Source organism: Pedobacter sp., assembly GCF_041662865.1.
GTDB lineage: Bacteria > Bacteroidota > Bacteroidia > Sphingobacteriales > Sphingobacteriaceae > Pedobacter.
The window spans coordinates 1-26,914 of record NZ_JBAZRL010000009.1; the positions used below are offsets into that span (position 1 = coordinate 1).

At 33.7% G+C, this 26,914-nt stretch carries 26 protein-coding genes; 11 read left to right on the top strand and 15 right to left on the bottom strand.

Features of this window, described 5'->3' with window-relative positions:
* Together WC622_RS04900 and WC622_RS04905 are read left to right on the top strand one after the other, a co-directional pair.
* Positions 1-254, top strand: a 254-nt coding sequence (locus WC622_RS04900; RefSeq protein WP_372817858.1) for a DUF4268 domain-containing protein, incomplete at its 5' end; no start/stop codon positions are given.
* A gap of 143 nt (positions 255-397) precedes the next feature.
* On the top strand, positions 398-697 hold the full coding sequence (locus WC622_RS04905; protein WP_372817860.1) for a hypothetical protein: 300 nt from the start codon (positions 398-400) through the stop codon (positions 695-697).
* Positions 698-736: 39 nt separating this feature from the next.
* Here WC622_RS04905 and WC622_RS04910 read toward each other — a convergent pair whose 3' ends face one another.
* On the bottom strand, positions 737-2,497 hold the full coding sequence (locus tag WC622_RS04910; RefSeq protein WP_372817862.1) for a histidine kinase N-terminal 7TM domain-containing protein: 1,761 nt from the start codon (positions 2,495-2,497) through the stop codon (positions 737-739).
* 125 nt (positions 2,498-2,622) lie between these two features.
* On the opposite strand from WC622_RS04910, the gene WC622_RS04915 reads away from it, so the two are divergent.
* Positions 2,623-3,210: a porin family protein gene (locus WC622_RS04915; protein ID WP_372817864.1), complete on the top strand. Its 588-nt coding sequence runs from the start codon at positions 2,623-2,625 to the stop codon at positions 3,208-3,210.
* Positions 3,211-3,322: 112 nt separating this feature from the next.
* Positions 3,323-3,601 (top strand): hypothetical protein, encoded by a 279-nt coding sequence (locus WC622_RS04920; protein ID WP_372817866.1) that lies wholly within the window; start codon positions 3,323-3,325, stop codon positions 3,599-3,601.
* Here WC622_RS04920 and WC622_RS04925 read toward each other — a convergent pair.
* The gene (locus tag WC622_RS04925; RefSeq protein WP_372817868.1) at positions 3,598-4,521 is read right to left on the bottom strand and encodes a YihY/virulence factor BrkB family protein; all 924 of its coding nucleotides are present in this window, start codon (positions 4,519-4,521) and stop codon (positions 3,598-3,600) included. The genes WC622_RS04920 and WC622_RS04925 overlap by 4 nt on opposite strands.
* Positions 4,522-4,691: 170 nt before the next feature.
* On the opposite strand from WC622_RS04925, the gene WC622_RS04930 reads away from it, so the two are divergent.
* Positions 4,692-7,688, top strand: a complete 2,997-nt coding sequence (locus tag WC622_RS04930; RefSeq protein WP_372817870.1) for a glycoside hydrolase domain-containing protein — start codon at positions 4,692-4,694, stop codon at positions 7,686-7,688.
* A gap of 198 nt (positions 7,689-7,886) precedes the next feature.
* On the opposite strand, the gene WC622_RS04935 is transcribed toward WC622_RS04930, so the two are convergent.
* The 3 genes from WC622_RS04935 to WC622_RS04945 all read right to left on the bottom strand — a co-directional run bounded on the left by WC622_RS04935 (position 7,887) and on the right by WC622_RS04945 (position 10,719).
* Positions 7,887-8,243 carry a DUF6970 domain-containing protein gene (locus WC622_RS04935; RefSeq protein WP_372817871.1) on the bottom strand — a complete coding sequence of 119 codons (357 nt, stop codon included), beginning with the start codon at positions 8,241-8,243 and terminating at the stop codon, positions 7,887-7,889.
* A gap of 129 nt (positions 8,244-8,372) precedes the next feature.
* Positions 8,373-9,503 carry a 4-hydroxyphenylpyruvate dioxygenase gene (hppD, locus tag WC622_RS04940; RefSeq protein WP_372817873.1) on the bottom strand — a complete coding sequence of 377 codons (1,131 nt, stop codon included), beginning with the start codon at positions 9,501-9,503 and terminating at the stop codon, positions 8,373-8,375.
* A gap of 49 nt (positions 9,504-9,552) precedes the next feature.
* The gene (locus WC622_RS04945; protein WP_372817875.1) at positions 9,553-10,719 is read right to left on the bottom strand and encodes a homogentisate 1,2-dioxygenase; all 1,167 of its coding nucleotides are present in this window, start codon (positions 10,717-10,719) and stop codon (positions 9,553-9,555) included.
* A gap of 248 nt (positions 10,720-10,967) precedes the next feature.
* Here WC622_RS04945 and rpiA point away from each other — a divergent pair, with 248 nt between their 5' ends.
* The 4 genes from rpiA (at position 10,968) to WC622_RS04965 (ending at position 14,130) form a co-directional block, all read left to right on the top strand.
* Entirely contained in the window at positions 10,968-11,657 is a 690-nt protein-coding gene (rpiA, locus tag WC622_RS04950) for a ribose-5-phosphate isomerase RpiA (protein ID WP_372817877.1), read from the top strand.
* A 74-nt stretch (positions 11,658-11,731) separates the two neighbouring features.
* Positions 11,732-12,730, top strand: a complete 999-nt coding sequence (locus tag WC622_RS04955) for a fumarylacetoacetate hydrolase family protein (RefSeq protein WP_372817878.1) — start codon at positions 11,732-11,734, stop codon at positions 12,728-12,730.
* 63 nt (positions 12,731-12,793) lie between these two features.
* On the top strand, positions 12,794-13,195 hold the full coding sequence (locus WC622_RS04960; RefSeq protein ID WP_372817880.1) for a four helix bundle protein: 402 nt from the start codon (positions 12,794-12,796) through the stop codon (positions 13,193-13,195).
* A 47-nt stretch (positions 13,196-13,242) separates the two neighbouring features.
* Positions 13,243-14,130 carry a flavin reductase family protein gene (locus WC622_RS04965; RefSeq protein ID WP_372817882.1) on the top strand — a complete coding sequence of 296 codons (888 nt, stop codon included), beginning with the start codon at positions 13,243-13,245 and terminating at the stop codon, positions 14,128-14,130.
* A 3-nt stretch (positions 14,131-14,133) separates the two neighbouring features.
* On the opposite strand, the gene WC622_RS04970 is transcribed toward WC622_RS04965, so the two are convergent.
* The 7 genes from WC622_RS04970 to WC622_RS05000 all read right to left on the bottom strand — a co-directional run bounded on the left by WC622_RS04970 (position 14,134) and on the right by WC622_RS05000 (position 21,252).
* Positions 14,134-14,544 carry a DUF1801 domain-containing protein gene (locus tag WC622_RS04970; protein ID WP_372817884.1) on the bottom strand — a complete coding sequence of 137 codons (411 nt, stop codon included), beginning with the start codon at positions 14,542-14,544 and terminating at the stop codon, positions 14,134-14,136.
* Between the two features lie 81 nt (positions 14,545-14,625).
* On the bottom strand, positions 14,626-15,162 hold the full coding sequence (locus tag WC622_RS04975) for a C40 family peptidase (protein WP_372817886.1): 537 nt from the start codon (positions 15,160-15,162) through the stop codon (positions 14,626-14,628).
* A 133-nt stretch (positions 15,163-15,295) separates the two neighbouring features.
* A complete protein-coding gene (locus tag WC622_RS04980) occupies positions 15,296-15,664 on the bottom strand; it encodes a DUF4870 domain-containing protein (protein WP_372817888.1) in 369 nt (122 codons plus the stop codon).
* Positions 15,665-15,721: 57 nt separating this feature from the next.
* The gene (locus tag WC622_RS04985) at positions 15,722-16,423 is read right to left on the bottom strand and encodes an SDR family oxidoreductase (protein WP_372817890.1); all 702 of its coding nucleotides are present in this window, start codon (positions 16,421-16,423) and stop codon (positions 15,722-15,724) included.
* 59 nt (positions 16,424-16,482) lie between these two features.
* Positions 16,483-18,258, bottom strand: a complete 1,776-nt coding sequence (locus tag WC622_RS04990) for an aromatic amino acid hydroxylase (RefSeq protein WP_372817892.1) — start codon at positions 18,256-18,258, stop codon at positions 16,483-16,485.
* A gap of 586 nt (positions 18,259-18,844) precedes the next feature.
* Entirely contained in the window at positions 18,845-19,321 is a 477-nt protein-coding gene (locus tag WC622_RS04995) for a GtrA family protein (protein ID WP_372817894.1), read from the bottom strand.
* Positions 19,322-19,323: 2 nt separating this feature from the next.
* Positions 19,324-21,252, bottom strand: a complete 1,929-nt coding sequence (locus tag WC622_RS05000; RefSeq protein ID WP_372817896.1) for an LTA synthase family protein — start codon at positions 21,250-21,252, stop codon at positions 19,324-19,326.
* A gap of 148 nt (positions 21,253-21,400) precedes the next feature.
* On the opposite strand from WC622_RS05000, the gene WC622_RS05005 reads away from it, so the two are divergent.
* Together WC622_RS05005 and WC622_RS05010 are read left to right on the top strand one after the other, a co-directional pair.
* Positions 21,401-22,600 (top strand): NlpC/P60 family protein, encoded by a 1,200-nt coding sequence (locus WC622_RS05005; protein WP_372817898.1) that lies wholly within the window; start codon positions 21,401-21,403, stop codon positions 22,598-22,600.
* Between the two features lie 3 nt (positions 22,601-22,603).
* Positions 22,604-22,945 carry an arsenate reductase family protein gene (locus WC622_RS05010; protein ID WP_372817900.1) on the top strand — a complete coding sequence of 114 codons (342 nt, stop codon included), beginning with the start codon at positions 22,604-22,606 and terminating at the stop codon, positions 22,943-22,945.
* A gap of 46 nt (positions 22,946-22,991) precedes the next feature.
* Here the strand turns inward: WC622_RS05010 and WC622_RS05015 are convergent, their stop codons facing one another.
* From WC622_RS05015 to WC622_RS05025, 3 genes are all read right to left on the bottom strand, one after another.
* Positions 22,992-24,473: a glycine--tRNA ligase gene (locus WC622_RS05015; protein ID WP_372817901.1), complete on the bottom strand. Its 1,482-nt coding sequence runs from the start codon at positions 24,471-24,473 to the stop codon at positions 22,992-22,994.
* 117 nt (positions 24,474-24,590) lie between these two features.
* The gene (locus WC622_RS05020; protein ID WP_372817903.1) at positions 24,591-25,151 is read right to left on the bottom strand and encodes a hypothetical protein; all 561 of its coding nucleotides are present in this window, start codon (positions 25,149-25,151) and stop codon (positions 24,591-24,593) included.
* A gap of 5 nt (positions 25,152-25,156) precedes the next feature.
* Positions 25,157-26,908: a hypothetical protein gene (locus WC622_RS05025; RefSeq protein ID WP_372817905.1), complete on the bottom strand. Its 1,752-nt coding sequence runs from the start codon at positions 26,906-26,908 to the stop codon at positions 25,157-25,159.
* Between the last annotated feature and the right edge of the window lie 6 nt (positions 26,909-26,914).

A 26,914-nucleotide genomic window follows, 5' to 3' on the forward strand; every position in this document is an offset into this window, starting at 1 on the left:
GGAATCTGTATTTTGAAAAATTTAAAGCTTTTAAATCGTTATTTTCAACTGCAGTAAATGAAGAATGGGATTGGGAACAAAATGCTATGAATGAATTTGGTATTCCGTTAAGTCAAATTACTAAAACAATAAACAACGTTAGTATTTACAACCAACAAAATTGGCCAGAACTAATTTCATTTTTAAAGCCTCGAATTATTGCTTTAGATCAATTCTGGACAGATGTAAAGCCTGTTTTCGAAGCTATTTCTTAGCAGTTTTTAAATCTACTAATCTGCTTTTTGTGCAATCTGTTATTGGGTTAAAATCCAAAGCCTATTTATATAATCCAAACATTTTTACTAATAATCCGTTGTATAATGGATAACTGTAAATTTTAACGTTAATAAATTAACATATGGATACTCTAAAAAAGTTTGAATTAATGGAAAAGATTGTAAGAGAATTAGAAGACTTACAACACTCGCAACAAGCAATTATTCAGAAAATTGGAAAAATTGAAGTCGACAATATAGAACTAAGCGATAAAAAATTGGATAAAGATTTACCCGATATGCACCAACGTGTTGCAGATAATCTCGATTCTATAGTGGATATATTAGCTTACTTTGCTGATAAAACCCAAAACTTTGGAAATAAAAATAATGTAGATGCTTTAAAAGAACAGCAAGCTATTAATGAAGCTACTGGTCAATAAGTAATTGCAAAAGGGTTCAGATATTTTCTGAACCCTTTTTTATTTTGTAGTAGGAATACTGATACAAAATTTAGATCCTTTTCCTTCTTCCGTTTCTACAGTAATATTACCGCCATTTCGGTTCATAAAGTCCTTGCACACCATTAATCCTAATCCTGTTCCTTTCTCATTAGAAGTACCTCGAGTTGTAATATTCTCATCTTTAAAAAGTTTGTTAAGAATATTTTTTGATATCCCAATTCCATTATCTTTTATACAAACCAACATCATTCCATTTTTCTGATAGGCGGCAGTAATGTGAATTTCACAATCTTCATAACAAAACTTAATAGCATTATTAATAATGTTCCGCATTACAATTTGTACCATTAAAATATCTCCATAAACCATTTCTCCGGGAAAAACATCATGAATAATTTTTATTTTTTTTAATGTAGCACCGGGTAAATGGTAATTTATTTCATTAATAATGAGGTTGCGGAGATTAAAGAATTCCTGTTTAATCCCAAATCCTTTTAGTTGACTTCTAGACCAATGGAGTATATTTTCTAAAAGATCGGTAGTGTAAATAATATCTTTGCTAAGTGTAGGAGAGATGCTTTTAAATTCTTCACTTGTAATTTGATTATTAGCTATCATCTTTAAAACCTCAGAAAGATTGACTAATGGCCCTCTTAAATCATGTGCAATAATCGAAAATATTCTATCCTTTAATTGATTTAGTTTTTCAAGTTCTTTGGCTTGTTCTTTAGTACGTATAGTATCATTTTTAATGCTTGTTAAATCTTGTAGCTTGATTATGGCAAAATCATTATTGAGTTTATTATCGTTTAAAAAGAGTATTTCTGTTTCTAAATAGAGTTTCTCGCCATTAATAATAAGAATTAATTCTACTTTACCTTGTTCATGATCCTTAATCCGTTTAAAAAACTCTGGTTGATTCGGAAATACTTGCTCTATAGGAAGGCCGATTAATTTTTTCCCATTGGTTTTAATATATTTCTTTATGGATTCATTATAATCAATCACTCTATTTTGTTGGTCTAATAACAAAAAGCCATCTCGCATTAATTCCAGTACTTTTTCCCTTGCAATAGGAATAATATCAAAAAGTTTAAAGCGATAAATGCCTATTAAAATTAAAAATGAAGTAAAAATAAATGCAAACGGAGTGATATCTAAATATCCAAGAGGTCTTACACCCAAAACATGTGCAATGTTTGAAAGCCAAGGTAAAAGTGCAGCTATAATAATACTGTAATTTTGTTTTTTATAAATAGGATCTGACATCCTGAACTTCACAAAAATTAGATAGCATCCGCAAGCTAACAACAAATAAAAATAGATGGTAAAGATTTTATAAAACAATCCAAAGGTGATATTAGCCATTGGGAAAGGTCCATCCGTAGCTAGGGAAATATTTGTATAATATAAATGATGTAAATCGTTTGTCCATACCAATACTATTGCAGCAATAGGCATAATGAGCAAAAGGATTAAATTTAATGGTTTTTTATACCAACATTCTTTACCACAAAAATGAAGACAAAATAGAAACCAATTTAATGGTAAACTGGCAATACCGATATATTCTATGTTAATAAGAAACTTAATTTGCCACAAAGAGCCGCTTGCTAATTCTAAACCATATGCGATAGACCATATAGCATTAGAAATCATCATTAAGCTAAACCATTTTACGGCATTGCCACCTCTTTTAAAGATATAATTAGCTAGAATTAGAAGTACAGCGCCGCATATTAATAAAAAGATGGCATAGGCATTGTAAGTAAATTCCATTGAAAGCGGTCAAAAAATATCCAATAAAGATACTATTTATATTGAATTTCAGTATAGTTGGTCGAAATCAAGAATAAGTTATAATTAAAAATATATTACATTTATACAAATAATTATTATTTCACATGAAAAAGCTCAGTTTATCTTTATTGCTACTTTGCAGTAGTTTTTTTGCATTTAGTCAAGTGCTACCTTCTTTTCAGTTTGGTTTAAAAGGAGGAATGAATCTATCAAAATTTAATACATCTAATACTTTTAGTAGCGATAACCAAGCAGGTTATTATGCAGGAGTTTGGGCTCGTATTGGAGCTGCAGGTTTGCATTTGCAACCAGAACTTTATTTATCTGGCAAAAATGCAACGCTACAAAATTCTGCAGGAGTTGAGAATAAAGTAAAATTTACCAGTTTAGATGTGCCAGTTTTAGTGGGAACTAAATTAGGAGCGGCTGGTGTAGGTTTACGCTTAAATACTGGCCCAGTTGTTTCATTTGTATTAAACGAAGATCAAAGCCTTTCTGAAGCTGCATCTGCAGCTTTTAATGGCAGTTTTAAAGATCAAGCTTTTGCATGGCAATTCGGCGCTGGTTTAGATCTTGGCAAATTAGGTGTAGATTTAAGATATGAATTAGGCCTTTCTAAACTTAACGCAGAAGGTTATTCATCAACGAAATTGAATTTATTTACACTGGGTTTAGCTTACAAATTGTTTTAGTTAAATCATCTTTTATAATTAATAAAAAATGGATAGACTTTTTAAGTTTATCCATTTTTTTTGGCGTTAAAATTGATAGGTGTTTTTTAATCAAAACCTAACCTTTAACACCATGAATATCAAAGAACTGTTACTAAACGGCCAGAGCTTTTTGGCGCTATTAAAAGAGTTTGCAATTGAAGCAAAAGACATTATTATTCAGGACGAAAATTTAATTCTTGGCGACCAGAATTTAGCACAACGTGAAATAGTTAAAGAGACAATTTGTATTGAAGGAAAAAATAAAGATGGAATTTTTAATTTTTTCGGAACGCTACACTGCAATCTTCTGAATAAATTGGCTGTATTCGAAATGCAAGGTTTTGAGCAAGTAGGAATGCGAACTAATTAATGCTTTTCCTTAATAACTTCTTTTAACTCATAAAGGAAAGCTCCTTTAATGGGATGTATTGGTCTACTACCTGCATCACTAAGTACTTTCACGAAGCAGGCACCAAAATAAAAAATAAACGAAGAATAGAATACAAAAAGCATAATTAAAACAATAGATCCAGATGCGCCATATATGTTACCTATATTGCTCAACGGAAGCATAATGCGTAAAATGAATTTACCCAATGTAAATAAAATACCAGTTAATAAACCTCCCCTTATTGCTGTTTTCCAACTTGGTCTACCATTGGTTAAAAATCTAAATAAAACCGTAAACCAAACTGTTACAATAATTATAAAAAGCAATTGATTTAATATGGAGAGAAATATTTTCCCAAAAGTTGGTGCTGCGGTATTAATGTAACTGCCAATTATTGCTTGTATGCTATCGGTTAATAGACCGACAAAGAATAAAATTCCTGCCAGCAAAATAATTATCATAGAGCGAGCTCTTAGCTTCAAATTAAATAAAATCCCTAATTTTTCGTTTAATCCAATACTCCAAATCTGATCCATAGAGCTTTTAATAACACTAAATAGCGTAGTGGCCACAAAAATGAAAAATACAAAACTGAGGATTGTTGCCCACCAATTGTAATCAACTCCACGGATATTCCTTAAGGTTTGGCGAATTTGAGCAGTACTACTATCATCTAAAATATTGGCCAAACGCTCAAATAATCTGGTCACTAATATCTTTCTATCGATAAAAAAACCAAATAATCTAATTAAGATGAGTAGGATGGGGGGTAATGCAAAATTAGCAAAAAAGGCAGTTGCTCCAGCTAAACGTAAAGGATCATTTCTCTGAAATAACTTGAATGCTATTCTTAAGTGTTTGAAAAATAATTGAGATCTCTTTATTGTGATTGCGTACATCCTTAGCGTTTACCCTGATTCAAAATTAATAAAATTATGCTGAATTATTTCGCTTAAGCATTAAAAGCAAGTTTGTCAGTTATAAATGTGCTTAAATTTGTGAGTTTTTGTTAAACAATGAAGAAAAAAATTAAATTTACAACTCCTTTAATCTTATAAATCCCTAATTCATGAAAAATCTATTTTCCTCCGTATTCTTCTTGTGCATGGTATCATTTTATGTAAATGCTCAAGAAATAAAATATACATCAGGCAATAATAGTTGGAATGCCGATTCGTTAGGAAATCAGCGAGCCGTAGTGAATTTTAATGGTACAGGGAAAATAGCAAAGGTGATGATTAACTGGCGTAGAAGTGATCCAAACCCAGATCAAAAAGCAATCATTGTTCAAGATGCAAAAACAGGTAAGAAAATTAAAAGCATTTTACCTATTTCAGTAGATAAAGAAAATGGGTTGATTTGTTTCGAACCAGAAAGTGGAATTGGTACTTATTATATTTATTACCAACCTTACAAAAATGAAGGAAGATCAAATTATCCAAAAGGAATTTATCCAAAACAAGAAAAGTCTACTAGTGAATTTTCTATAAAAGACGCAAACACAACTGCTATAAATACTAAAGTGCTGCAAATCGAATCTATTAATGCTTTTAACAGCGTTTACCCAATGGAAGTTATTGCAACTGCGGAAGAAATGAAAACGTTGAGAGTAAAAAATGCTGAGCCAGCTTATCTCGTTTTTCCTGAAAGCAGAAATTTTCCAATCATTATGAAAAATGATATTCCACAACGGTGGATTAATAAAGGAGTACAAAAAACATTTACAGACAAAGCTTTTAGAGGAGAAAATTTTTCTTTTCAACTGGGTATTTTTGCTTTAAAAGATTTACAAAATGTGAAATTGAAGTTTAGCGATTTAAAGGATAAAACAGGGCATAAAATTTCATCAGCTTTGCTTTCTTGTTTAAATACAGATGGAATTGCATACGATGGAGTCCCATTTAAAAAAGAAGTTGATGTGCCAGCTAATCAAGTGCAAGCGTTATGGTGTTTGCTAACTATTCCAACAAATGCATATAGCGCAGCGTATAGTGGAACGGTAACTGTTTCTTCTGCTAATGCTCCTTCACAAACTGTGAAAATAAACTTAATGGTAGTTCCTAGAACTGTGAAATCAAATGGAGGAATTGATGAACCATGGAAACAAACGCGTTTAACGTGGTTAAATTCTACATTAGCGCAAAAAAATACAGTTATTGCACCTTACACTGCATTACAAGTTCAAGAAAATACAATTAGTCTTTTGGGTAGAAAAGTCGAACTAGATAAAAATGGTTTTCCAAAACAAATTCAGACTTTCTTTAGTCCAGAAATGACAGATTATACAACAACTCCAAATAATTTGTTGGCAGAAAATATTCATTTCCATTTTGTGCGCAAAGCGGATGGAAAAAATACGGTGCTTAAAGATGGCGGCATAGAATTTACCAAAAAAGAAGCTGGAACTGTGCAATGGAAAAGCAAAAATGCCAATGATAGCTTACAAATGGATGTTGCTGGCAGCTTAGAATTTGATGGTTTTTTAGCTTACACTGTAAAAGTTACCGCATTAAAAGATGTTGATTTAAAGGATGTAACCATGCATATTCCTTTTAATAAAACTGCGGCAACTTATATGATGGGCTTTGGACAAAAAGGAGGAACACGCCCAGAAAAATTTGACTGGAAATGGGATGTAGCAAATAAAAATCAAGATGGTGCTTGGTTAGGAAACGTAAACGCAGGCTTGCAATATGCATTACGAGATGAAAAATATGTTAGACCATTAAATACTAACTTCTATTTACAAAAGCCATTATTGCTGCCAACTTCTTGGGGCAATGAAAATAAAGGCGGTGTGACTATAGGTATAAAAGGAAGCTCGATGTTAGCGAACAACTATACAGGCGAACGTCAACTTAAAAAGGGTGATGTATTGTATTATAATTTCACATTATTAATTACCCCTTTTCATACTATAAATACTGATTTCCAATGGGAAAATCGCTTTTATCATAAATATAATAGTATTGATAGCATTAAAGCGACAGGTGCAACAGTTATAAATATTCATCATGCAACACCAATTAATCCTTGGATCAATTATCCATTTATTGAACATGCAAAAATGAAAAGCTATATAGATGAAGCGCATAGCAAAGGACTAAAAGTGAAAATTTACAACACTGTTCGGGAATTATCTAATAGAGCTTATGAGACATTTCCAATGCGAAGTTTAGGACATGAAATTTATTCACCAGGTAAAGGCGGCGGATTTTCTTGGTTGCAAGAACATGTTAAAGATGATTATATCGCAGCTTGGTTTGTGCCAGAAATTAAGGATGCTGCAATTGTAAACAGTGGGATGAGTCGTTGGCATAATTACTATGTAGAAGGCATGAATTGGTTAACCAAAAATGTTGGTATTGATGGTATTTATTTGGATGATGTAGCATTTGATAGAATAACTATGAAACGCATTAAACGTGTGCTAACTCAAGATGGGCACCCAGGAATTATAGACTTACACTCAGCAAATCAATACAATAAAAGCGACGGATTTAACAATAGTGCTAATTTATACATGGAACATTTTCCTTATTTAAATCGCCTTTGGTTCGGCGAATATTTCGATTATGAAAAAAACAAGCCTGATTTCTTTTTAACAGAAGTGAGTGGAATTCCGTTTGGTTTAATGGGCGAAATGTTACAAGATGGTGGAAACCAATGGCGTGGAATGATTTACGGAATGACTAATCGTTTACCTTGGTCTGGGAATAATGATCCTCGTCCAATATGGAAAGTTTGGGATGACTTTGGAATGAAAGGCACAAAAATGATTGGCTATTGGTCAGAAAACTGCCCAGTTAAAACAAGCAATGCTGAAGTTTTGGCAACAGTTTATAAGAAACAAGGCGCTGCATTAGTTTCAATTGCAAGTTGGGCAGATAATGATGTGAAAATCACCTTAAATATTGATTGGAATAAATTAGGAATTGATCCAACCAAAGCTGTAATTACTGTTCCAGAAGTGGAAGATTTTCAAACCTCAAGTTCTTTAACTGCACAAAGTGAAATTTCAATTCTGAAAGGAAAAGGTTTACTGCTAGTGATTAAAGAGAAGTAAAACTTTTCATGTAAATAATGGTTATATCTTAAACCATTTAAAATATGAATAATTTCTTCAGAACAATACTAGCCGGTTATGGCGCTAAAAAATTGGGTGGTGGTTGTTTATCAACCATTGTGATATTTGTAATAATTTATTACGCTTTAGGACATTGTTAAAAAAGCTGCTTAATTTTCTAAGCAGCTTTTTATTATTCTATTTTCTATCGTCCTTCCAGATTAATTTCTCTTTGGTTCGCTTTTCAAAAAAGTCTTTGCATTTTCCGTCGCCTTTACCTGTAAAACCACCATCTGGACTACAAATTAGATTACAATTCTTATCGTAAAGCAAACTTGGAAGATCACAACATTTTTGTGGAATAAAATAAACAGTCTTTCCATTATATTCATATTGCCAAACACTTGTTGGCGGATTTGAGACATCTTCAGTTTTTAGTTCCTTGATTTTTTCTAAGATACAAACTGGAACATCCTTAAAATCATCTTTCTTGCAAGTTTGGGTTTGTAATAAGACAAATACAATCAGCAATAGTTTAATTTTTGAAGCTATCATTAGCTAAGAACAATATAATGTTAAAAATGGTTTACAAATAATTCTATGCGACACCGACCGATAGCTTAAAGCGCTTAAACTTTGACAAAGTTCTAGCAAAATGGAAAGAAGTTTGTCAAAGTTAAATAGCTATAAATTTCCCCTTAATTCTTGCTCACGTTCCAATGATTCGAATAAAGCTTTAAAGTTTCCGGCTCCAAAAGATTGTGCTCCTTTACGCTGAATAATTTCAAAGAAAAGAGTAGGGCGATCTTCAACAGGTTTGGTGAAAATTTGCAATAAATATCCTTCTTCGTCGCAATCAACCAAAATACCTAAGCTTTTTAACAACGCAATTTCTTCGTCTATTTCCCCTACGCGAGTTGGCATCATTTCGTAATAGGCCTCTGGGGGTGCACTTAAAAATTCTACACCACGAGATTTTAAATCGGTAACTGTTTTAACAATGTCTTTTGTTGCAACTGCAATATGCTGAACACCTTCCCCTTCATAAAACTCTAAATATTCTTCAATTTGAGATTTCTTTTTGCCTTCTGCAGGTTCATTGATTGGGAATTTTGAGAAACCATTTCCATTACTCATCACTTTACTCATCAAAGCAGAATATTCAGTGTTGATTTGTTTATCATCAAAAGAGAGAATGTTTACAAAACCCATTACGTCTTCATACCATTTTACGGTCTCGTTCATTCGGTTCCAACCTACATTCCCTACACAATGGTCAATGTATAAAAGCCCGGCATCTGCAGGATTATAATCACTTTTTAAGGCTCTATAACCTGGCATGAAAATACCCTTATAGTTTTTGCGCTCAATAAACATGTGAACAGTTTCGCCGTAGGTATAAATGCCGCTCATTTTCACCTCACCATCTTCGTCTGTTAAGGTTTGTGGCTGTAAATATGGTTTTGCCCCACGTTTTGTAGTTTCTTCAAACGCACTATAGGCGTCGTCAACCCAAAGTGCCAATATTTTTACACCATCACCATGTGTTTTTACATGTTCGGCTATTGGACTATCAGATTTCAAAGCTGTAGTTAAAATCAATCTGATTTTGCCTTGTTGTAAAACATAAGAAGCTCTATCTCTAACGCCAGTTTCTGGTCCAGCATAAGCCAAAGATTGGAAACCGAATGCTGTTTTATAATAGTGAGCAGCCTGTTTGGCATTCCCCACGTAAAATTCTATATAATCCGTTCCATTTATGGGAAGGAAATCTTGTGCTTTTGCTATTTTTTCTGCAAATGTTTGTGTGCTCATATTGTTGAAATGTTAATCCTACTTATCCTTAAATCTTATAATCCTGTCCCTATTCTACATTAATTTGCCAACTCGTATGATAACTCTCATCTTCAATATCAACCGCATCTTGAGTTAACATTAAAGGCCTAAAGGGATCTATCATGACAGCTAGTTCTTCCGTTTTTTCTTTGCCAATTGATTTTTCTACCGTTCCGGGATGAGGGCCATGAGGAATTCCCCCTGGGTGTAACGTGATTTGTCCTTTAACTACACTTTTGCGGCTCATGAAATCACCATCAACATAATATAAAACCTCATCACTATCTACATTGCTGTGGTTATAAGGCGCAGGAATTGATAATGGGTGATAGTCGTATTTACGAGGAACAAAAGAACAAATCACAAAATTATGTCCTTCAAAAGTTTGATGAACTGGTGGTGGTTGATGTAAACGACCGGTAATCGGTTCAAAATCATGAATAGAAAATGCCCATGGATAATGAAAACCATCCCAACCTACAAAATCAAATGGATGAGTTCCATAAGTATAAGGATACATAATCCCTTGTTTTTTGATTAGGACTTTAAAATCTCCAAACTCATCAATTGTTTCTAAATCTTGTGGTCTACGAATATCTCTTTCGCAATAAGGGGAATGCTCTTCTAATTGTCCAAATGAATTACGGTAACGTTTTGGTGTGCGAATTGGGCTGAAACTTTCTACAATGAAAAGTCTATTTTTCTCATCATTAAATTCTAATTGATATATAGTGCCACGAGGAACAACCAAATAATCGCCATACCCAAATTTGATTTTACCAAAACCGGTCTTTAAAGTTCCAGAACCTTCGTGAATAAAAATTACTTCATCAGCTTGACTATTCTTATAAAAATAATCAGTCATTGATTTTCTCGGCGCTGCCAATGAAATATGTAAATCGCTATTCACCAAAACTGGCTTACGACTTTTCAAATAATCATCTTCTGGTTTAATATTGAAACCAATTAAACTCGTGTGTCGCAAATGTTTTTCGCGAGCAATTTTTGGTTCTACAGAATAAGGCTCGCCTAATTCTTTTACAATTGTTGGTGGGTGACAATGATAAACCAATGAATATAAACTTGAAAAACCTTCAGTTGAAACTAATTCCTCTGCGTATAAATTGCCATCTGGTTTACGGAAAACCGTATGTCGCTTTGGTGGAATAGTTCCTAATGTATGGTAAATTGGCATAGCGTTAGGTAATTTGGTTAGAAATGTAAATATATAACGATTAAAACGTAAGAAACGTTTTAAATTGACGCTCAGAAAAACGGCTTAAAAAGAATATTGTGCAAAAATGATTTTTGAAAGCATAGCATACCTAAAAGCAGCGAGAACCTCGTTTGCATTATGGTTTTGATATGTTGATTTGCTAATCATTTCGTTGAGTAAAATTATGATTTTTAAAGCGAATTTCAAATTAATTCATACTTTTAAATATGGCAAATGACAATCAAGATCTGGAAAAATTAACTGCTGCGAAGGCTGCTATTGCGTTTGTGAAAAATAACGATGTAGTAGGTTTAGGTACTGGTTCTACTGCAACCTTAGCTATTAAAGAATTAGCAAAGCTGATGAAAGATGGACTTAAAATTACTGGAGTTCCTAGCTCTGAAGCTACAAAACAACTGGCTATTTCTTTAGGCATTCCTTTATTGGAGTTAGGTAAAGTAAGTTCCATTGATGTTAGTATTGATGGTGCAGATGAGTTTACCAAAGATTTTAAATTAATAAAGGGTGGTGGAGGAGCATTATTTAGAGAGAAAATAGTTGCTTCATTAAGCAAGAAGAGAATTATTATTACAGATGGAAGCAAATTGGTGGAAAAACTAGGCGCATTTAAAGTGCCAATAGAAGTCAATCCAAATGCCGAAAAATATGTGATGCTTAAGCTTAAAAAACTGAAAGGTAAGCCTATGAAACGTGTTGAAAATGGCAAAACATTTATAACCGACAACCAGAATTATATTTTTGATACTGACTTTGGATTAATAGATGATCCTGAAAAATTAGCCAATGAGCTAAATCAAATAGATGGAATTTTGGCACATGGTATTTTTGTGAACTTGACTGATATCATACTTATGGCCAAAGGAAACGAAATCATCAGCTATCATAAAACGATATAGTATAAATATCGAATAAAAATTTTGAAACCTAGCACTAATCCTTAGCTTTACCACTGTATTTAACCAGATATCCTATGAAGTTAGTATCCTACAAAACCGAAGATAGAGAGCACTTGGGTGTTTTTGTAAACGGACATATTTACAATTTAAATTCTTGTAATAAGTTAATTCCAGATGATATGAATGCTTTTTTACAAGGCGGAGATGCTTTGATGGAAAGAGCTAAACAAATCAATCAAGATATTATTAGTGGAGATTTAAAACCTAAACAAGAAGTTTTTTATCAAATACTGGCACCTGTTCCACACCCAACTTCTTGTAGAGATGGCTATGCTTTTCGTCAGCATGTGGCAGCAGCAAGACGTAATCGCAAGGTAGACATGATTGCAGAATTTGATCAATATCCAATCTTTTATTTCACCAACCACAATGCAATTCAAGGTCCTGGTGAAATAGAATGTATGCCAGATCATTTTCAGAAACTAGATTTTGAGTTAGAAGTAGCCGTTGTAATTGGTAAAAAGGGCCGTAATGTAAGAGCAGCAGAGGCTGACGAATACATTGCTGGGTATATGATTATGAATGACATGAGCGCCCGAACTTTACAAATGGAAGAAATGCTCCTAAACTTGGGTCCTGCTAAAGGGAAAGATTTTTCTACAGTAATCGGCCCCTGGTTAGTAACGCCAGATGAATTGGAACAATATAAAGTAGCTGCAAAGCCAAATCATGTAGGTAATGCATACGATTTGAAAATGACATGTAGAATAAATGGGGTAGAAGTATCTGCAGGAAATATGGCTGATATGGATTGGACTTTTGCAGAAATTATTGAGCGCTGTGCATATGGTGTAGATATTTTACCAGGCGATGTGATTGGTTCTGGAACTGTTGGGACAGGCTGTTTCTTAGAATTAAACGGTACAGGTTTACTAAATGATCCAAACTACAAAACTCAATGGTTGCAAGCTGGGGATGATGTTGAAATGGAAATTACTGGTTTAGGTAGCTTAACAAATATCATTACTAGAACTAATACAGATTTTTCTTTATTAGCATTGAAGAAGTCCTAAAGTTGAAAGGTTTTAAAGTTGAAAGTTGGAAAATTTTGGATTTAGATTGAGATAATGTAAAATATGGCAAAGATTGAAAAATTTGAAGACATGGAAATTTGGCAAATTGGGAAACAGATTGCTGTTGAAGCCTATCGAATTTCTGACCTAGAACCAATGAAATCTGATTTCGGATTGAAAGATCAATTTAGAAGAGCGGCAATGTCAATGGCTGATAATGTTGCGGAAGGTTTTGAGTACAATAATAATCCTGATTTTGTTCGTTTTTTAATCTATGCAAAGGGGTCTTCGGGAGAGTTTAGAAATAAGGTTATTATTTTAAAAGAAACTAATAAAATAAATGAAACTGATTATTTGTTCTTTTATACCAAAGCAATAGAATTTTCTTTAAAAACCAAGCGTTTTATTGATTATCTCAAAGAATTTGAAAAGAATAAGAAAGCGACAAAAAAAGGAATTGTCTAACTAAACACCCAAAGCATTCCAACTTTCAAACATTCCAATTTTTATAAATGCTCACTTTAAAAACATCAGATCTTTCACCTATGCAATTGCAAAATTACTTGCAATATGCCATTGCTCCGCGACCAATTTGCTTTGCATCGACCATAGATTCTGAAGGGAATATTAATTTAAGCCCTTTTAGTTTCTTTAATATGTTTAGTACAAATCCGCCCATGTGTATATTTTCTCCTGCTAGAAGAGTTAGAGATAATACTACAAAACATAGTTTGGAGAATGTGATGGAGGTTAAAGAATGTGTCATTAACATTGTTAATTATGCCATGGTGCAACAAACCAGTTTGGCAAGTACAGAATATGCTAAAGGAGTAAATGAATTTGAAAAAGCAGGCTTTACCATGCTTGAATCTGAATTGGTAACCCCCCCAAGAGTTGCCGAAGCACCTGTTCAGTTAGAATGTATTGTAAGGGAAATCATCCCCTTAGGGGATAAACATGGAGCTGGAAATTTAGTGCTTGCAGAAATAAAATTAATTCACATAAAGGAAGAGATTTTAGATGAGGACGGGAAGATTGATCAGGCTAAAATAGATTTAGTAGCCCGTTTAGGTGGTGATTGGTATTGCAGAGTTAACCCAGAAAGTTTATTTAAAGTAGCAAAACCTTTAACAACTTTAGGAATAGGAGTTGATGCTTTACCTATTTCGGTTAGAAATTCATCAGTTTTAACAGGTAATGATCTAGGAATGCTAGGAAACATCGAATATTTACCGACTAATGAAGAGATTGATGCCATACGATGGAGTACGGCAGTTAAAGATATTTTAGACGCTACAATAGGCGATGAAATGAATAGAGAAAGAGAATTGCATGAGTTAGCACATCAGATGCTAGGCTTAGGAAATGTTTTTGATGCGTTGAAAGTAGTTTTGTTGTAATCTCTATTTCTTCAAGTTCTGATAAGAAATCTCACACATTTCTCTTAAAACATCTACATTAATATCTTTTAAATTTTTAATGTAAATACATCCTTTGCCAGTTTTATGCTTGCCTAGGCGGGAAAGAATATCCTCTCTTTCATCAGCCTTGCACCCCATAATGTATAAACTAATATTAGCTTTTCGTGGCGAAAAACCTACCATAAACCAATCGCCAGTTCTTCCTGTCGAATAACTGTAAGTATAATCTCCAACACCAATAATTGCAGTTCCCCACATTTTTGCTTTAGCCTTGGTCACATCTTCCATTATTTGGCAAATCATCTGACAATCTTTTCGGAGATTTTCATCAGTAATTTGCTGTAAATAATCGGACACAGCCTGTTCAGTAACTTTTGTTTTAAGTTCAGCCATTTTCAATGAATTGAGAATATGAAAATAAAGAAAGTTTTGCCATTTGGCAAATTCAGAAGATCGGCGAAATTAGGAGTGGAATTATTCTAAAACAGTAACAGCTTTTAAAAGTCGTGTTTTGTAATAACCTTCTAAATCGGTTACTGTAACACCATGTGCTTTACCAGAAGAAGCATGAATAAATTTGATTTTTCCATCCTCATCGATAGAGTAAATAATGCCAACATGACCTGGAGTTCTCAATTTTGCATTGGTGCCGGTAAACACTAAAACATCTCCAACTTTAGCTTCATTAAGCGCAACTTGTTTTCCTTGTTTTGCAAAATCTCTAGAAGATCGCGCTCCAGTAAATCCGAAATTCTTGAAAACATAACTTACAAAACCAGAGCAATCAAAACCTCTTTCTGGACTACTCGAGGCATATTTGTAACGAACTCCCAATAGTGATTTTGCAAAATCCATGATTTGCGTAGCTTGATTTGCAGCAGCATCTGGAATTTTACCTAAGATGCCTGTAACCGCTTCTTGATATTGTTTAGGAAGCGACTTTGTTTCTTGAGCTTTACTAGTTAAGGTAAAGAACAAAATAAAAGAAAGGATAGTTAAGAATTTCTTCATATCAGGTTGCCAAAGATAACAAAAAAATATAAATGAGGTAAAGTGTTGAAAACTTGATGATTGTAGAAATCGTTACTTGCTAAAAAGCCTACTTATATTTAAATAAATAGGCTTTTCATAATAAATGTTAAAATTAAATAGATGAGAACATTGTTTGAGCTTTTTCTCCAATAATTGGCATTGGTGTTTTTAATCCTTTAACAGCGCCAATTAACCCGATAATCCATATTACAAAAAGTGCAAGATAAACTACATATAGTAAGTAGGTTAAAGCTAAAATCCCAGTGGTTATGATTAAGATTCCTATTACAAAACTAAATCCCCATCCTAATATAATAGATACAATTGAAAATAGTAAAGTTTGTCTGAGTTGATAACTTCCAAGCTCAGTTTTTTTGTCTTTGTGCAAAGCAAAATAAGCAATTAACCATCCGATAAGTGAAAAATAACTAATAATTGCAGCAGTTTTTCCGCTGTCTGTTGTGGTAATATTGTTTTCCATAAAGTTTGAATTTGTTTATTACTACTCTTCAAACCTATTGCCAAACAAAAAAAAGTGCTATGGGGTAGTTACTGCGACAGGTAATACTTTTCCATTAAAAAACTTATGCCCAGTGCGAGCAAAATCAGCCACATATTTTCCCATTTCAAAAGCAATTACAGGACTTTCATAACCTGGGAATGCTGCTTCTAACATTTCAGTTTGGGCTGAACCCAATGCTAAACAATTTACTTTAATTCCAGTTTCTGCCAATTCAAAAGCTAAACATTCACTTAACGCATGTAAAGCTGCTTTACTGGCCGAATAGGCTGCTAGTCCTGGAAATTTAACACTTCCTTGAAAACCACCCATGCTCCCAATATTTACGATATGACCTCCACCTTGCATAAATGGCAATGTATGGCTTATCATTTTAAAATGGCTCATTACATTATGCTCTAGCATTTCTGCTAAATCTGCTTCGGTAGTTTCAGTAAATAGTTTATTGATTAAACTACCAGCATTATTAATTAAAATATCAACTGTACCTAAGCGCTCTTTAATGAAAGGAACTAAGGCAGCATAATCATCGTTTACTAAATCAAATGCAACGGGTAATAGGGTGCAATCTGGATTAATGCCTTTTGCAATTTCATGCAGTTTTCGCAGCTTATCAGCCGAACGAGCTATGCAGACTACTTTATTCTTACTATCTAAACTAAATTCTAGTGCAGTTTCAAAACCTATACCACTGCTTGCACCTGTTATTATTACGTTCATTTATAAAGTTATTGGTTATAAGATTTACGTTACTAAAAACGTAAAACTAATAATAACAGTTAATCTTCTTCAGTTATTAGTTGTGTTACTGGATTAGCTATTACATGTAAGCCATCGTTAATTAGTTTTGCATGATCAGGTTCTGCTGCGGCTTTCATTTCTAAATAGATACGCAGTTCTTTCTCAAATGCAGGATCCAATTGTTTATGATGTACAATTTCTAAAATTTCTAAGGCACAAAGCCAATCTGTGCGATGAGCAGTTTTCAATGCATTAAAAATAGAAACTAGGTCTTCGTATCCACTTTGGTTTTCTCTTACCAAACGAACTTTTTGATATAAAGTATGCAATTGTTGAGTTGCCTCATCATATGTTACTTTATGTGTTTGTTCTTTACTTACAAAAGTAATTTCTTCAAAAGCGTCTTTATCAGCTGCACCATTAAATACCGAAACTATTTTCTCGCCTATAGCCATATCATAAGTTCCCCATTCTGGTTTAAATAGAATATTGCCATTGTCTTCTTTAACTGTACAGTTTTCGAAAACGATTAAAATGACTTTACTTTCCTTAATGACAATTTCTTTAACTAAACCACTTACGTTAATGCCACTTTCAAAAGTAAGTTCAACCTGTTTTCCCTCAAATATTCCAGCTAATTCCAATTCTATTAAGTTGTGCTCTTCTAAAGGTTTTGCTACATCTCTTAATTTGCCAACTGGCGAAGAAAACCCATCTTTATGGTAATCCTTTCCATGCCCTGGAAGTTGTTTGCCATTAAAAGCCAATGCAGATGGACCTGTAGTTTTAATAAAAGTCAATTCATCAGCTTTGTTTAAACCAACATCTGTAAATGTGCCGGTAAGTTGCAAACCAGAGCTATAAACCGCTGTTGCAGGGTTTTTACATTCTATTGCTTTTAAGATACTTTCGGCTCCACCACGTCTAAATGCCATGGTATCTGCAAATGCTTCTAAAACATCTATTAAATTTTGGAAGGTTGGTGTTACAAATAATTGTGGTTGTTGTTGTGTAATATCGTATTGATAATTTATAGTATCTAAATTGTACCAAATCTTTTTAACATCTGGGTTCATACAGGTTGCGCTTTCGCCAATAGATGAAAGTAAACCTGCACCATAAATTTTAGGATTTTCTAGTGTTCCAATTAATCCATATTCAACTGTCCACCAATGTAAACGACCTAGTAAAGCCATTTCAGAAGGTTCGCCCATGTTATCAGCAATTTGACTCAATGTTTTTTCGGCAAGAGCGATCTCTTCTTCATCTGCATTTACCGCTTCTTTTAAAATAGAAAGCTTGCGTATGGCTTCGTACAATTCAAAATCTTTGCTCGAAAACATTGCTTTTGCACCAATAGATCCAAAATAACTTAAGTAATTATTGTAATCCGAGTCAGCAATAATTGGTGCATGACCAGCACTTTCATGTATAATATCCGGTGCTGGTGTGTATTCTATATGGTTAATTTGGCGAATGTCTGCCGCGATAACTAATACTCTATAAGCTTGATACTCCATAAAAGCTGCTGGTGGAATAAATCCATCAACAGTAACTGCCCCCCAGCCAATTTTGCCTAGGTTATCGTTCATGGTTTGTAAATCAGGTATATATTCTATGCTTAAGCCAGCTCGTTGTAAGCCTTTGATGTACGGATAATATGCCACATGCTTTAAATAGCTATAATTTTGGCGCATTACATATCTCCACACCGCTTGATCTATTGGTGTGTATTTTTCGTAATGTTGCTCTACTATAAACTGCCTTAAGTGTTTAGGGAGTTGGGCTACTTGCTGATTATTAAAATCACTCATTGTGTATGGTATTGATTATGGCTAAATTAGCTTGTTTGCCTTAGGAATGCAAGAAAAGAATGTCCTTTTACGCTAAAATGATGAGTGTCATTTTTTAATTGGCTTGTCTTTAGCTCGCCGCCGCTAGGGCTCTTTCTTTTCTCTTGATAGAAAAGAAACAAAAGATCAAGGATGCGCATCATCACTTGGATTAAGCGATCCAAACTTAAGGGCTACAGAAAAAGGTTTGATGAAGTATCAAACTGCTTTCTGTCTTGTGTTGTGGTTTTTGAATGTTGATGCAGAAGTTTGAATGCTTTCTCCTTCGGGATGCTACAAGGCCAGTCCCTGTTCTTAGAAAAGGTTGTGGTTTGGGAGTGGATGTAGGGCGGTCGTCTTTGCGAGGCACGAAGCAATCTCCTAATTGCAAAATGGTAGATGCTAAGTTTCTACTTGCACATATTAGGTTTATTATTGGTGGATGTTATTTATGGCTCTGTTTAGAGGTTCTTTAAGCCTGGTTGAAACGAACACGAAGCGTAGCGAAGTAAAGTGAAAAGTAGGACTTGTTTTGATAGTTGTACTTGCCATGCTTTTCTAGTAGTGTTTATTCCTTTTTTACTCTAAATGAAAAATACTTTTGCGAAAAATAGCTAAATACGGCTAATATGATAGTGATTAGCGTTTTTGCGATGGTGGGGTAAAATAGAAATCCTTCGACAAGGATTTTCATGAGGGCGTAATTGAGTAGAATGTTTGTTGCAACTACAGTTGCATATCTAAAAAGTTGAATACGCCCTTTTAGGGTTGATTGTGTAAATACAAGATATTTATTCAGCGTAAAACCTACAATAAATGTAGAAACAGATTCGATGGCTAGGGCTGCGATATGTGCAGTTACTAAATAAGTTCCAACAGTTACATCTTGCTGGTGTAATACGTAATTATAGATTAAAAAATAACCTATGATACCTGTTGCTGCGGTTATACCGCCAGCTGCCATGTACCTAAATGTGTGTAGGGTAAACCATTTTTTGAATGGTGGGTAAAAGAAGTCGATGACCATTAATGCTCTTTTTCTCATGTTTATTTTGCAGTTAATTGGTCTTTAATCATTCTGTTATTGTATTGCTGTATAAAAGCCTTTAGGTATTTTTCCATTGTATTTTGAACTTCTGGTACTTTATTAACGAGGTTGTTTTTTGTTAATCGGTCGGTTTTTAAATTAAATAAAGCGTTAGATTTTAAACCATCGTTAATTAAAAGATAATCGCCTTGGTAAAAGCTAAAACTGCCATCGTTATTATTCACTACAAAGTTGTTGTTTTTAGCGCTAAATGCATCAAAACCAAAAGCGAAATAGGGTTTATTGTAGTTCAAATAATTTAAAACGGTAGGCATAATATCCGCTTGTTGTATCAATTTATCTGTTTTTCCTTTTAAATCTCCACCTGGGTAGTAAAATAAAATAGGAATAGAGAAAAAGCCTGGTGTAGTTTGATATTCCGGTAGGTAAGATACGGTGGCATGATCTGCAACCAATACAAACAAGGTGTTTTTATACCAAGGCATTTTTGAGGCAGTGGCAAAGAATTTTTTTAGTGCCATATCGGTATAGCCGATTGGTTCTTGTACGGGTAGTGGTCCTTTTGGAAACTTACCAATATATTTTTCGGGTACTTTAAAAGGGTGATGTGAAGAAACAGAGAAGAAAGCAGAGAAAAATGGTTGCTTAAATGTGTTGATAGTTTTTGCCATGTATTGCATAAAAGGTTCATCCCAAATGCCCCATATACCATCAAAATCTGCATCGTTGTTGTATTCGGTTTTACCGTAATATTTTTTAATTCCAGCAAGGTTAGTATAGGCCGAAAAACCCATCGAACCGTTTGGTGCGCCATGAAAGAAAGCAGTTTCGTAGCCTTCATCGCCCAGTAATTTTGCAATACTCGTAGTTTTATTACTGGAATAAGATGAAAGTACAAAGGGTTCACGGATGGATGGAATGCCTGAAATGATGGATGGGAGTGCGTCTATAGATTTTCGCCCGTTGGCGTAAGTATGTGAAGAAGTAAAACTATTGGCTACTAAGCTGTCTATAAAAGGAGTATAGCCTTTGTATGTTCCGTTTAACAAGTCTTTGTTTAAGGCACCAATGTGTTCTTTTCCTAAGCTTTCAATAATTAAAAAGACAACGTTTAGTTTATTAAATGGGCCTTTATTTTCTGGTTGATGAATGGGGTTGTAAAGGCTATCAAGCTGTTGTTGGTTATAATAGTTGATGGGTTTTAGGTTGGCTGCCTTTAAGGTTTTCATGATGGTGAAAGGCGTATTCAACACCAAACTCATGTCGCTAGGAGATTTTACAAAATCGCCAGCATTACTCATGGTAATTGGTCGGGTACTATGTCGCCAGCCTCCACGCATGCCGATTACACTTAAAGCGGCTATTAATACTAAAGCTAAAGTGTGTGTTAGGTAAATGTACCACGTAAATTTAGGTGCTCTTTGTATGCGAATTACTTGGTATAGTTTTATAAATAGATAAATGAAAATGATAAATAGGATAAGTAAATACCAATAATCCGCCAAGAAATCTACGACTAGTTTTAACTTGTTTTGTTCATTACTAAATTGTGAAAAGACACTGGCTGTGGTGTGTTTTAAGGTGTATTTATAGTAAGCGAAGTCTACAAAGTTGGCTAAGAAACCGATGCTGTTTGAGATAATAAATAACCATTTACAAAAAAGCTGGTAGCCATTCCTATACCTAAAAGGAAATGGAACTGCCTGTAATACGATGTATAAGGAGTTGATATAAAGTAAAGCGGCGATATCGAACTTTATACCACCAGCAAAAATGTACAGTAAATCGGCAAAAGGAATATGATTAAAAAGTGAACGATTAGTAATATAAAAACCAAGTCTACAGAGCGTATATAATAGTAATAACACTATAAAACGATAAACTAACGCTACATAAATGGATTGTTCTCTTTTATTTATGGGTTTCATTTTTTGCTAAAAGTTTGGCAATTTAACTAAAAATAGAGAATAGAATTTGTGAAGTAGTGATAAAATAAGGTTGTAAAAGATAAATTACTTAAATAAAACACTAAAATTTTATAGATAGTGTAACTTCGTTATTCAAAATTTTAGGCAAATGAAGGGTTTATATTTAGGCTTATTTTTAAGTTTTTGTGTAATTGGAGCTAAGGCTCAATCTGATACTTTGGCGTATCGTACTGTTGCTGCTGAGGTGCAAAAAAAATACGCTCCAGATAAACGTTCTGTTTATTTTAACCTGCAGATGCGAGGTGACTCGGTTCGATTAGAAACCACATCGGAAGCGGCTTTGCTTGAATTTGAAAAAATGAAGCCTACAATGCAAAACGTAAAGTTTACGTCGGCTTTATTGCCAGCTAAATCATTAAATGGCTTAGTATATGGTGTCGCAAATATTTCTGTGGGAAATAACAGGAGCAATCCGCAACATGGGGCAGAGCTAATGACACAAATGTTGTTAGGAACACCTGTTGAGATATTAAAAAAACAAGGTGGATTTTATTTGGTTAAAACACCTGATGGTTATTTAGCCTGGACAGATGGTGGTGCACTTGCTGTAATGAACGAACAAACTTTTAAAGATTGGCAAAAAGCTGATAAAGTTGTTTTTACTGCTGATTATGGTCATGCATTTAGCAAAGCTGATGTAAATTCTACTCGAGTTTCTGATCTGGTAAATGGAAATATATTACAAGTTTTAGGTGAGGACAATGGTTTTTATAAAGTGAGTTTTCCTGATAAGCGAATTGCTTTTATACAAAAAGAACAAGCTGGAGTTTATAAACAATGGCTAAAAAGACCGAATCCAAATGCTACTGCTATTCTTGCCACTGCACAAACTTTATTGGGTGTGCCTTATTTGTGGGGTGGCACTTCTATTAAAGGAGTAGATTGTAGTGGCTTTACTAAAACGGCTTATTTTTTAAATGGAATTATTATTCCACGTGATGCTTCGCAACAGGCGTTGGTTGGTGATGCGATTGATGTTTTAGAAAACGATACGGTTAGTGTAACTAAATGTTTGGCGAATTTAAAGTCTGGCGACCTGTTGTTTTTTTCTGCCGCTAAGCGTAGAGGAATAAACGGCGGAAGAGTTACGCATACTGCAATTTACATGGGTAATGGAGAGTTTATTCAGAGTGCAGGTATGGTTAAAATTAATAGTTTAGTGCCCACTGCTGCTAATTATGATCAAGGCCAATCAACCACATTAGTAGGTGCTAGAAGAATTTTAACTGCCATTGGGAAACCTGAAATTACCAGAGTAGACCATCATGATTGGTACGGGAAAAACTAAAATATGCTGACAATTTATCATAATAGTAGCTGCAGTAAAAGTCGTACGGCTTTAAAAACACTAACACAGGGCGATGAAGAATTTCAAATTATTAACTATTTGGAAGATGTGCCTAGCGTGGAAGAGTTGAAAATACTACTCAATAAATTAAGTTGTAGTCCACATGATTTAATCAGAACAACTGAAAAGGTTTACCTAGAAAAATTTAAAGGAAAAGAGTTAACAGATGAAGAATGGATTATCGCTATGCATGAAAATCCAATTTTAATACAACGTCCTATTGTTGTAAATGGAGATAAGGCGGTTATTGCAAGAACTGATGATGCACTTGATGATATTTTATAAAAAAAAGCCGCTAGTTTTTTGCTAGCGGCTATTTTATTTCTATAATTTACTGAGCTAACAAAGTTCTCCAGCTTACTTTACCCTCAATAATGGTGTGCAATTCTTTTATTTCAATTCGTTGCTGCTCCATGGTATCACGATGACGAATGGTCACTGTATTATCTTCTAAAGTTTGGTGATCTACTGTTACACAGAAAGGAGTTCCAATAGCATCCATACGGCGATAGCGTTTTCCGATTGCATCTTTTTCTTCATACACACAGTTGAAATCGAATTTCAAATGATCCATAATTTCACGAGCTTTTTCTGGTAAACCATCTTTTTTGGTTAGCGGAAAAATAGCCACTTTAATCGGTGCCAAAGCAGGATGTAAACGGAGTAACGTTCTGCTATCTTGTCTTTCTGGAGTGCTTAAATCTTCTTCCTCAAAAGCATTGATCATCGTTAATAGAAACATGCGATCTAAACCAATAGAAGTTTCGATAACGTAAGGAACGTAATTACCATAAGGTTTTCCTTCTTCGTTTAAATCGTTATCAAAATATTGCATTTTCTTGCCAGAAAACTCTTGGTGTTGCGTTAAATCGAAGTCAGTTCTACTGTGAATTCCTTCTACTTCTTTAAATCCGAATGGGTATTCGAACTCGATATCTGTAGCTGCATTAGCGTAGTGCGCTAGTTTAACGTGATCGTGGAAACGGTATTTTTCTGCCGGAGTTCCTAAAGCTTTGTGCCATTTTAAACGAGCTTCTTTCCAGTAAGCAAACCATTTTTTATCCTCGCCTGGGCGAACAAAGAATTGCATTTCCATTTGCTCAAACTCACGCATACGCATGATAAACTGACGGGCAATTACTTCGTTTCTAAATGCTTTACCAATTTGTGCAATCCCGAAAGGAATTTTCATTCTTCCAGATTTTTGCACATTTAAAAAATTTACAAAAATACCTTGAGCTGTTTCTGGACGAAGATAAACTTCATCACTTCCTTCTGCCATTGCACCAAACTGAGTGCTAAACATTAAGTTAAACTGACGAACATCAGTCCAATTTTTTGTGCCACTAACCGGACAAGCAATTTCGTGTTCTTCAATTAGTACTTTTAAGCGAGGTAAATCCTCTGCCGTTAAAGCAGCATCCATGTCAGCTTGCAATTTTGCCGCTTTTTCGGTTTTGCCATCTTTTTCGTAACGAGCAATTTTATCTTCTAATAATTGATCAGCACGATAACGTTTTTTCGAATCTTTATTGTCAATCATCGGATCGTTAAAACCATCCACATGACCACTTGCTTTCCATACTTTAGGGTGCATAAATATTGCAGAATCAATTCCTACAATGTTTTCATGCATTTGCACCATAGCTTTCCACCAATAGGTTTTTAGGTTGTTTTTTAGTTCTGCACCTAATTGTCCATAATCATAAACGGCACTTAAACCGTCATATATTTCGCTGCTTTGAAATACAAAACCGTATTCTTTAGCGTGTGATATTACATTTTTAAATTGTTCGTCGTTTGTTTTAGCCATAGTGAGGCAAATATAAGAAAAAGGCTTAAAGGTATGTGTGATGAAAATGAGGTTTTTGTAAATAGAAATAGCCACTGAAATTTAGTGGCTATTTATGAATAGTTTTAAGTAAACGTTTTAAAATAACATCCCAATTTTTAAAGCAAGCGTTTCGTTACTGTATTTAGTTGAGGTTACTTTAAAATCTTGCTGATTATATCCAATGCTTGGCACAATAATAAAGTTATCGCTTAACATAAATTTATGCCCTACACCTAAATTCAATAGCAACCCCTTTTGTGTATCGCTCGAAATTTTTATAGCACTGCCTAAATCCATATAGAAAAAGTAGCCATCCTCATCATCTTTTAAATAATATCTCACATCAGCAAATGCATTCACAGTGTTGAAGAAACCGTAATCTTTTATTTTCACGCCATCAACACCAATTCCTATACCTAAACTAAATTTTTGAGTAAGGAATAAACCATTAATGGTTCTCAAACTTTTAATATCTACACTAGAACTTGTACCATCATTTGCTCTTCTAATATTGCTGTTACCTGCGTAATAACCAAGTTCAGTAATGTTAAAATAGCCCTTTTCTTGTTTTGTTTTTTCTTGACTATTATCATTCTGCGCATATAATGTATTTGTAAAAAATAGTATAGCAATCACTAACTTTATCTTGTTTTTCATATATTTTATTTTGTTACTTTAATTCTTATTCCTAGCCATCTACCATTATATTTAACAGTACCATATACATCTGCAGCTTCAACATCAAATCCATCATCCCAATTACTAATGCCCAAAGAATTCAATGTGTTTTTTACAGACAATGGGCTGTTAGGGTTTTGACTTAGACTAATTGTCGCTGTTGAAAAATCTAAAGGAATATCAACGATGTCTGTATTATATTCTATTTTCTCATAGGGTCCAATATAATTTCTTATTTTATCTCCAAAACTAATCTGCTGGTAAGTAGTAGGGGCTGAATTTACAGTTTTTGGCAACTTTTCCATGTCGTTTATAGAGAATAATCTTGTAACCCCATCTTTAATATCATGTATAGGGAACTTGAAGTTATATGGGTCACCTGAGGCAGACATTGGAACCGATTTAACTAATGCCGATTTTAATTTATTCCATGAGTCTATTACATATGATTTTAATTGACTTGATGACAAAGTAATGTTACTGCTTGTTGGAGTTAAATAGGATGGTAACACAATGGCTAATAACTCATTGTTATCATTCGCAAAATGCCAACTATAAAGTGATGAATAAGATGCGGTTGTCCACCATCCATTTGATGGTGCTTGGTATGGATTTACAAAATAAGGATTTGGTAATGATTGTATTTCGCTTGAGGGTAAACTAATTTGCGGAATTGTATGAGTTTGCTTATAAACAATACGATCCCAACCAGCTCTAATCTCAGTGGCATTTGTTTTATTCCACCAAAACCAACCTTGATTTTGTAATTTTACTTTTAAACCAAGAGTTTGCACAAAACCATAATTTCGATTATAAAATAAAACCGATATTCTATTATCATCGTTAAAATAATAATACTCTGTTGAATTTGTAAAAAATGTATCCCATATGCCACCGGCGCCATCTCTAAAATCCTTATCAACAGTTTTCATATCTCCATATGGGTCTGTGTTTATAATAGGTCCACCATCCCAACCACCTCCACCTCCACCTTCAGTTGGATCTTCGGGTGCTTGTAAAAGATAATTTGTATTGTTATCAAAAGTTTCTAAATAGTATACTCCGCTTGTTAAACTTTGTATATCTTTTTTTTGTGCTGTAGTAGCTATTAGATTTGAAAACTCTAATTTGTCTTTTGAATTTGTTAAGTATTTTGTAAGGTTATTTTGCTTTGCTAATTCTAAATAAGTTTTTTTAAGATTTTCTACGTTATTGATTTCTGTAAAAATAGTGCCTAATGGTGTTATTTTATAAATTATATTATCTATTTGAATTTCACCTTGTTCATTTATCAAACTTTTTAATGCATTATCGTCTATTAACTTTGTTAGTACAATAGTATATAATTTGTTAGAATCTATAAGAGGTTTTTTAATGAATTTTAATGATTTCTTAAGATTGGCAAGTTCATTAGGTATACTTTCAATATAACTTTCTATTATTTTATTATTTTCTAATGAATTTTCGTGATTTTCAAACTCCAATAAAGATTTAAAATTCTTGTCACTTTTGGTTAAAATTTGAGACTTTGATAAGCTTCGTAAATTTGTATAGATTTCTTTAAACTGTAAAGAGGAGAATTCTAGGCGATTAGAGATGCGCTCTAAATCCTTCGTTGTATTCTCATCCTTTCTGCATGAAATTAAAAAAGCAAAGAAAATACTTAATAAGCAAATCAGCGTTGTTTTTTTTGGAAAATTTTGAATTAATGTAAATGAAGATGGTGGTTTTTTCATATGTTT